Origin of the sequence: Psychromonas sp. 14N.309.X.WAT.B.A12 (assembly GCF_030397575.1) — a bacterium.
Taxonomy (GTDB): Bacteria; Pseudomonadota; Gammaproteobacteria; order Enterobacterales; family Psychromonadaceae; genus Psychromonas.
Genome location: NZ_JAPNXS010000013.1, coordinates 96,022 through 103,453, shown reverse-complemented (window position 1 = coordinate 103,453; position 7,432 = coordinate 96,022). Strand labels below are relative to the sequence as shown.

At 37.5% G+C, this 7,432-nt stretch carries 8 protein-coding genes; 4 read left to right on the top strand and 4 right to left on the bottom strand.

Translation table 11 applies throughout. The features are described 5' to 3' along the window. Positions 1–409: 409 nt before the first annotated feature. Entirely contained in the window at positions 410–1,294 is an 885-nt protein-coding gene (locus tag OW492_RS15190) for an endonuclease/exonuclease/phosphatase family protein (RefSeq protein WP_290041218.1), read from the bottom strand. 150 nt (positions 1,295–1,444) lie between these two features. Here OW492_RS15190 and ndk point away from each other — a divergent pair, with 150 nt between their 5' ends. The 4 genes from ndk to OW492_RS15170 all read left to right on the top strand — a co-directional run bounded on the left by ndk (position 1,445) and on the right by OW492_RS15170 (position 3,589). Then, complete coding sequence (gene ndk, locus OW492_RS15185) at positions 1,445–1,873, top strand: nucleoside-diphosphate kinase (protein ID WP_290041215.1); 429 nt, start codon at positions 1,445–1,447, stop codon at positions 1,871–1,873. A gap of 175 nt (positions 1,874–2,048) precedes the next feature. Beyond that, positions 2,049–2,921 carry an A24 family peptidase gene (locus tag OW492_RS15180; protein WP_290041213.1) on the top strand — a complete coding sequence of 291 codons (873 nt, stop codon included), beginning with the start codon at positions 2,049–2,051 and terminating at the stop codon, positions 2,919–2,921. A gap of 4 nt (positions 2,922–2,925) precedes the next feature. Continuing rightward, positions 2,926–3,429, top strand: coding sequence for a tRNA adenosine(34) deaminase TadA (tadA, locus tag OW492_RS15175; RefSeq protein WP_290041211.1), 504 nt, complete (start codon positions 2,926–2,928; stop codon positions 3,427–3,429). After that, positions 3,419–3,589, top strand: a complete 171-nt coding sequence (locus tag OW492_RS15170; RefSeq protein WP_169727660.1) for a hypothetical protein — start codon at positions 3,419–3,421, stop codon at positions 3,587–3,589. The genes tadA and OW492_RS15170 overlap by 11 nt, the downstream gene beginning before the upstream one ends. An 84-nt stretch (positions 3,590–3,673) precedes the next feature. Here OW492_RS15170 and OW492_RS15165 read toward each other — a convergent pair whose 3' ends face one another. The 3 genes from OW492_RS15165 to mltF form a co-directional block, all read right to left on the bottom strand. Beyond that, positions 3,674–4,615: an EamA family transporter gene (locus tag OW492_RS15165; protein ID WP_290041207.1), complete on the bottom strand. Its 942-nt coding sequence runs from the start codon at positions 4,613–4,615 to the stop codon at positions 3,674–3,676. Between the two features lie 221 nt (positions 4,616–4,836). Then, positions 4,837–5,253: a CBS domain-containing protein gene (locus OW492_RS15160; RefSeq protein ID WP_290041205.1), complete on the bottom strand. Its 417-nt coding sequence runs from the start codon at positions 5,251–5,253 to the stop codon at positions 4,837–4,839. Between the two features lie 193 nt (positions 5,254–5,446). After that, a complete protein-coding gene (mltF, locus tag OW492_RS15155) occupies positions 5,447–7,279 on the bottom strand; it encodes a membrane-bound lytic murein transglycosylase MltF (protein ID WP_290041203.1) in 1,833 nt (610 codons plus the stop codon). Positions 7,280–7,432: the final 153 nt, after the last annotated feature.

Below are 7,432 nucleotides of genomic sequence, written 5' to 3'. Positions count from 1 at the left end.
AGCACAACCTTGCCAAGGTTGGGGTCACGAGTTCGAGTCTCGTGTACCGCTCCAATTTACTTACTAAAATATCCTAATATCCCAAAGAATCAAACAACCTTGCCCGGATTAAGTGCTGGGGTCACCTGTTTTTTTAGTCTCGTGTACCGCTTCAAATTTACTTCCTAAAGTATCCTAATATCCTAAAGAATCAAACAACCTTACTTTTCAAAAATTATTTATCTAAATACTATTAGCCTACTCAGTAGATCAATTCTCAATTGTTGCACTAATGCCAATCGCACTAATTAACGGATCTATTTTACTTGTTAAAATCACTTATTTCTTCGTTGTAATTTTCGTAAATAGAACGACTATTTGACTTAAATTACGCCTTGAACTCAGTCATTTTTCCGGTGCAAAATTTAGATCACTTATTTAATGCAATTGGTATAAAAGTGACTAATTGCGGTGTGTGATCGGAAGCATTGGTTGGAATACTTCGGGCATTAGTGACAGCTAAGCCTTTATAAAAAACATGGTCTAAGGGGGTATTGAATATTTTTAGCCTGTTATCCGTGGTAAAAGTCACTTCATTTAAACCTAATTCTGTTAATGCTTGATCGACAACCGATGTTCGGGCTTCACTCCATGTATTAAAGTCACCAGTTACAATAACTGGACCTTTGTGATCCTTGATTAAGGCGATAAAAGGAGTTAATTGTTCGGCTAATGGTGTTGAGGTTAGTGTGAAGTTCACCCCATGTATATTCACAACTAATAAAAGGTTGGTACTTCCTGCTATTTGATAAGTTGATGCAATTGCACTTTTAGGGATTCGACTCCAGGGTTCCGTATAACGAGTTCCACAAACTTGCAGCGCAGTCGCGCTACTTAAGGTATTTACACCATAATTAATCTGTTGATATTCAAAGGCTATATTTTGTAAAGATGAAAGTTTTTGCTGTTGTAAAAAAAGTTTTAAAGCAGGTTCATATTTAGCCTCTTGTAACGTTAGTAAGTTGGCTTGTTTTGCCCATTTAGTTAATTGCGCTAACCATTGTGTATTTTGTTGTTTATAAATATTCCAATTTAATAAAGAAAAGGTCGTTGGTAAAACGCTATTATTCGTCGTTAATAAAGGTTCGCTCAATGCAGGGCAAGTCGCTGAATATTGCCTTTGTTCTTGATTAATAATGGTCATTTGTGCCGGCGTATGAGGGAGTAAACCATTACTAATAAACCAGAGAACAATTGCAATCAGCACTATTAAGGATATTAAGATGATTTTTTTTATATTGAAATTAGCTCGCATTTTGTATTGCCTTAAATAAAAACTGCACGATAAATACCCATCTATATGAAGGAAATGTGATATTGAGTTCTGAATGGTCAGGTTGTTATTGATAGCCAGTGTCTATACAGGGTATATTATGAGTCCCATTAACTAATTTAAGAAACTATTATGCCATTAGAAAGAACACTTTCCATGATTAAACCTGATGCTGTTGGTAAACAACTAATTGGCACTATCTTACAACGATTCGAACAAGCTGGCTTCACTGTTGTTGCTGCAAAACTAATGCAATTAACGCGTGAGCAAGCAGAAGGATTTTATGCAGAGCATGAAGGCAGAGATTTTTATGAGCCATTGATTGACTTCATGACATCTGGCCCAACGATGGCGTTAGTATTACAGGGTGAAGATATCATTCCTGCTTATCGTGAACTTATTGGCAAAACTGATCCAACACAAGCAGCTGCGGGTACTATCCGTGCTGATTTTGCTGAGTCTACTCGTTTAAATGCGGTACATGGTTCAGATAGCCCTGAATCTGCTGCACGTGAGATTGCTTATTTCTTTGTTGATGATGAGATTTGCGTTAAAGCATAATCTATTTGATATTGTTCATATTGGTTAATACGGCTATAGAATGTTTTCATTAACAGTCTATAGCTTTGATGACGTTAATCAGTGTGATTAACCACCTACATTCAGCATTACCAATAAATCTGGTGATGCTGAATTTTTACCCGCATTAATTTAAATATTAACAATGAAGGCATTTATGAGTGACGTGATCACATTGATGGAACAAGTTCCCTCTTTTTATTTTGGGCTTGTTTTAGTCTTAGGCTTATTGGTTGGTTCATTTTTAAATGTGGTGATTTATCGCTTGCCTGTGATGATGCAACGTAGTTGGGAAGCTGATTGTGCAGAAACATTTCCTGACAGTAATATTAAAGTTGACGATTCCACCTTCAATTTAGTACTACCTCGTTCGCGTTGCCCTAAATGTAATCATTTGATTGGTTCACTTGAAAATATTCCATTAGTCAGCTGGTTGCTACAAAAAGGTCGTTGCAAGCATTGTGATTGCAATATCCCTGCTCGTTACCCAAGCATAGAGTTATTGACTGGTTTAATGTCATTAGCTGTTGCTTATGTCATTCCGTTTGGTTGGCCTGTTTTATTTGCACTATTGTTCACTTGGACCTTGATTAGTTTAACCTTTATTGATGTAGATACTATGTTACTGCCGGATCAGTTAACTTTACCATTGGTTTGGTTAGGTTTACTGGTGAATATGTCTGATACCTTCATAGGGCTTCAGGATGCGGTTTTAGGCGCTGTTTTTGGTTACTTGACCCTTTGGTCAGTTTACTGGGCGTTTAAGCTCCTGACGGGCAAGGAGGGCATGGGATACGGTGACTTTAAATTATTAGCTGCGTTAGGTGCATGGTTTGGTTGGCAAGCGCTGCCTTTAATTATTATTCTCTCTTCATTTGCTGGTGCCATTTTGGGCATTATTATGATCGCTTTATCTAAGGATAAACAAAGCAAACCAATGCCTTTTGGCCCATATTTAGCGATAGCAGGTTGGGTTTATTTAATCTGCGGTGCAGAATTAACTGACCTCTATTACTCTTTGATTCTTTAGTACCATGAATACTGAACATTTTACCGACCATGACTGGATGCAATATGCTTTATCTTTAGCGGATAAAGCTGAAACGCTTGGCGAGATCCCTGTCGGTGCTGTGCTGGTTAAAGATAACCAAATTGTTGGTGAAGGTTGGAACCTGTCGATTGTTGAACATAACGCTTGTGCCCATGCAGAGGTGAATGCTATTGCCAAAGCTGGACAATATTTACAAAACTACCGTCTAATTGATTGTACTTTATACGTGACTTTAGAGCCTTGTCCTATGTGTGCAGGTGCGATTGTACACTCTCGTATCAAACGTTTAGTTTATGGTGCGGGTGATTATAAAACCGGTGCGGCGGGGAGCGTGTTTGATTTAGTGCGTCATGAACAACTGAACCATCAAGTTGAAGTTACAGCTGGTGTTGATGCCGAACAATGTGCGACAAAAATCAGTGATTTCTTTAAACGCCGTCGTAAAGAAAAAAAAGCCTTAAAAAAGGAGCGCAATAATGAGCAATAAAGTCGTTAATTTTGAAATAGAAAAAGAGACTAAAAACAGCGTCCGTTATAAAGAAGTGCCAGAAGAGGGGCAAGCACCAATTGTCGGGAGTTTATATGTTCAAAAGTGGTTTGCTGGTAATAGTAAAAATATACAAGTAACCATTGAAAAGAAAGATTAAGCTTATTCGCTAATAAAATGAATAATATTTAACACCTTTATTTATATAACAAAGCATATAAATAAAGGTGTTTTTTATTTTCTGTTAAATAGACTTAGTCGCTGTAGGTTTAATTTCATTGTTAATGATGGTTTTATTTACCTGCTTATTAGCTTGTTTTTTAGCAAAATAAGTACTTAATAAAGACCCTAATAACGAGGTCATAATGATCAAAGCCATTAATACATATTGAATATGAGTAAATTGCTCTCCAACCAATATTAACCCCATCAAAATCCCTGCAATCGGATTGCTAATGCCTGCAAAAGTAAACTCAACTACTGTCATTCGGCTTAATAACCAAACATATAATGAATAAGCCAACATGGTATTCAGAACGATTAGCCAGACTAAGCCGCCAATATTCAGGTAGCTAATATTTTGTAAAGCCGAGACATATTGTGCTGGTGAAGATAAAGCATGCATTATTGCGATCACGGTTAAAATACTACCGCCAATAATTAACTGCCAACATAAAACCGGCCACCAGTGCATTTTTAAGCCTAAGTTTTTAGTGATATTACTGCCGATCACAATACAGGCTAAAGCACAAAGCATAGCCACTAAGCCTACGGGGTTAAGTTTCAGATGTAATGGGTCAAATAAGAACCACGCAAGTGTGATTAAAGTACCTCCTGAGATCAGTTGCACCTTCGTTGGTGTACTTTTATGAACAATCCAATAGTAAAACATGGCAAATACCGGTAATGAAACCATGCCAACCCCTGATATAGCAGAAGGCAGTGTTTGCGCCATAATAAATAATAAGCCAAAGAACAGGGCGATATTAATCGAGCCTAATCGTATTAATACAGGCCATTCATGTGCTTTTGGTAAATTTGGTTTGAAGGCGAGTAGCAGTAAACCTGCTGGCAATGCGCGTAATGCTCCCAATAATAGAGGCGGCCATCCGCTTAAAGTGTACTGTGTTACTGCATAGGTTGTACCCCAAAAAAATGCAGCTATCATTGCCAATATTACGTTCATTGATGTCGCTCTTAAAATAAAAAGGGTGTGCACTCTGCCTATTTTTAATGCATTTGTACAGAAAACTATTTTTGTATCGTGGCTTAGGTTGAGTTAAATCAAGGTAGGATCTTACTAAGTGGTTGATCTGTTGTTTACAAATCAACCTTTATTCATTTTCTAAGGCTTACCCTTTAAATTTGTATTTTTCATTTTAGCTTCATTTATCCCTTAGAAAAGGATTACAACTGCTTTTGCGAACACAAAGATAAATTGTTTTGTAAGTGTGTCAGTAAATCTGTTCGTTTCATAATGCCGATTAACTTATCGCCTTTCACAACAGGGAATATATTATCCGATAAATGCTGCGTTTTAATGGCGACTTCAGATAAATCTTCATCGGCATTGAATGTATTAAAGTCTATCGCCATGACGTTATCAACCTGTACTGGTTTATCACAATGGTAAGCACTGCTTAATAATGCTTTTTGACATCCTACTAACGATACCATTCCTAGTAACTTTTTCTCGTTATTAACCACTGGTAATTGTGATTGTTGACTACTAATTAAGGTTTTTACGATATCAGTTAGCGATGTGTGGCACTGTAATGTGATGGGGTTGTTTTTCATGATTTGGCTAATTGTTTTTTTGCTCATTGCAAGGCCTTTATAATTATTGGAAGTTAATATCAGTCATCATAAATGAAGTTTTAGGATTGTCTAAATCGATTGTTTTTATTAATTTAATAGGTTTTGTTGTTACTTGTCTGGGGCACAGGGTAGGGTTAGTTGCTTCGAGGCTAGTTTGATTGGTGTTAGTGAGAGGCTTCAGCCTCCCACTAAAAGTCCATTAAGGGGTAACTGTCGTTTGATCTACTTTGGGGGCTGGTTCTGTTTGTGTTTGTTCTTCTGCTAATTTAGCAGCAGCATCTGCTTGTGCCTTTTGCTCAGCTGCTAGCTTAGCAGCGGCTTCGGCCTGTGCTTTTTGTTCTTCGGCTAGTTTTACGGCCGCTTCGGCTTGCTCTTTTTGTTCTTCAGCTAATTTGGCCGCTGCCTTTGCTTCAGCTTTTTCTGCTGCTTCTAACGCGGCTTGCTTAGCTTCTTCTGCTTGTTTATCAGCTGCTATCCTTGCTTGATTTTCAGCTTCAATTGCTGCTTGACGTTGTGCTTCGGCTAATTTTTCCTCTTCAAGTTTTTTTTGTTTTTCTAATTCAATAGCCGCTAGTCTTTCTTCCTCGGCTTTTGCAATTGCTGCCAATCTTGCTTCTTCTGCTTTTTGCTCTTCCGCTAATTTAAGTGCTTTTTCTTGCTCTTGAGCATGCCAAGTTAATGTTTCTAAGTATTCTCGAATATTATCAACATAATGCTTCGCTTCGCGTCCACGGGCATAACCGTAACGGGTTTTGGTGTACCATTTTCGCTCATGTAATAGTGGTAAGTTTTCTTTGACATCAGCCCAAGAATCTGGATTTTGCTCGCGCATTTTGGTAATTCTTCGCACGTCTAATAGATGCCCTAAACCAATATTATAAGAGGCTAATGCAAACCAAATTCGTTCATCTTCAGGGATGCTTTCAGGTAAACGTTTGATTAATTGTGTGAGGTATTTGGCACCACCTTGAATACTTTGTTCTGCATTAACACGGTTTTTAACTCCTACAAATTTAGCGGTGTCTAAGGTCAACATCATCATGCCTCGAACACCCGTTGGGGAGGTGGCTTTTGGGTTCCAATGTGACTCTTGATAACTCACTGATGCAAGTAATAACCATGGCACTTCAGGCGTGGCATATTGTTTAAATAGCGCTTCGTATTTAGGTAAGCGGCTATCAATACGCTTTAAGAAAATACGTGTGTCGACGTAATCAAAGTCACCGATGTGGCCAAAATACTTTTCTTCAACTTTAGCAATGGTACCTGAGTTATATTGGTTACCCATGAACTCAATCATTGCTGAATAAAAAGAGTCATCTTGAGCTTTACGAATTAACCAAGCTACAGGTTGTTTTTCATAGATAGTGAAAGCTTCTGCAAGTGAAGGGTAATAACGCTGCTTTTGTGCCAAAGTGGTACTGTCAACAATCGCATATTGAATCTCTTTTTGGGCAACTTTTTGTAATAGAGACTCTTGGTCTTCATTTTCTAAAACATTGATCACGAGATCCGGGTAGTCAATTAACGAGGCTTTAATATTTTCCTCATGACTACTGCCTTTAAGCACATTAACTGGCGCATCTATGTCTGAAATGTCGCGAGGGCGGTAAGTGCCTTTATGATAAACCAATGTTTGTGAAAGATAATAATAAGGTGGTGAACTACGATATTTCTCGGCACGCTTAGGAGTTAAGGTTAAGCCAGCTCCTGCAAAGTCTATTTCATTATCTTCTAAGGCTGAAAATAATGAGTCGAAATCGTCATATTCTTTAATAATTAATTTTAGGTTGAGGTATTTAGCAAACTTCTTGCCTAATTCGTAATCCAATCCACTGTAATTGTCGCCATCGAAGCTATAAGTCAGTGCACTATTCATGGTGCCCATGATTAATGTTTGCCGTGCTTGCATCTCTTCAAGATCGGTCGTTGGGGTGACCGGATTACAAGCGGTTAACAAAAATATAAAAATGGCGCTTAAAAATAGCTTAAATTTAATAGTCGTAGAAGTGAGAAAAACAGGTTTATTCATAAAAATGTTGCCGATCCAATGAGTCGAATTGGTAGATTATTCAAGAAACGATTTAAATATCTATTTATTTACCAATTATCAGGTTTATTTATGACAGACTATAGAGTGTTTCTATTTAATAAAAAATGCTTTTCTTTTATAATATTGAGCTAA

Excerpts from the sequence above, each read along its gene's own strand:
- OW492_RS15190 (WP_290041218.1), bottom strand. The coding sequence starts at position 1,294 with ATGCGAGCTAATTTCAATATAAAAAAAATCATCTTAATATCCTTAATA.
- ndk (WP_290041215.1), top strand. The coding sequence starts at position 1,445 with ATGCCATTAGAAAGAACACTTTCCATGATTAAACCTGATGCTGTTGGT.
- OW492_RS15180 (WP_290041213.1), top strand. The coding sequence starts at position 2,049 with ATGAGTGACGTGATCACATTGATGGAACAAGTTCCCTCTTTTTATTTT.
- tadA (WP_290041211.1), top strand. The coding sequence starts at position 2,926 with ATGAATACTGAACATTTTACCGACCATGACTGGATGCAATATGCTTTA.
- OW492_RS15170 (WP_169727660.1), top strand. The coding sequence starts at position 3,419 with ATGAGCAATAAAGTCGTTAATTTTGAAATAGAAAAAGAGACTAAAAAC.
- OW492_RS15165 (WP_290041207.1), bottom strand. The coding sequence starts at position 4,615 with ATGAACGTAATATTGGCAATGATAGCTGCATTTTTTTGGGGTACAACC.
- OW492_RS15160 (WP_290041205.1), bottom strand. The coding sequence starts at position 5,253 with ATGAGCAAAAAAACAATTAGCCAAATCATGAAAAACAACCCCATCACA.
- mltF (WP_290041203.1), bottom strand. The coding sequence starts at position 7,279 with ATGAATAAACCTGTTTTTCTCACTTCTACGACTATTAAATTTAAGCTA.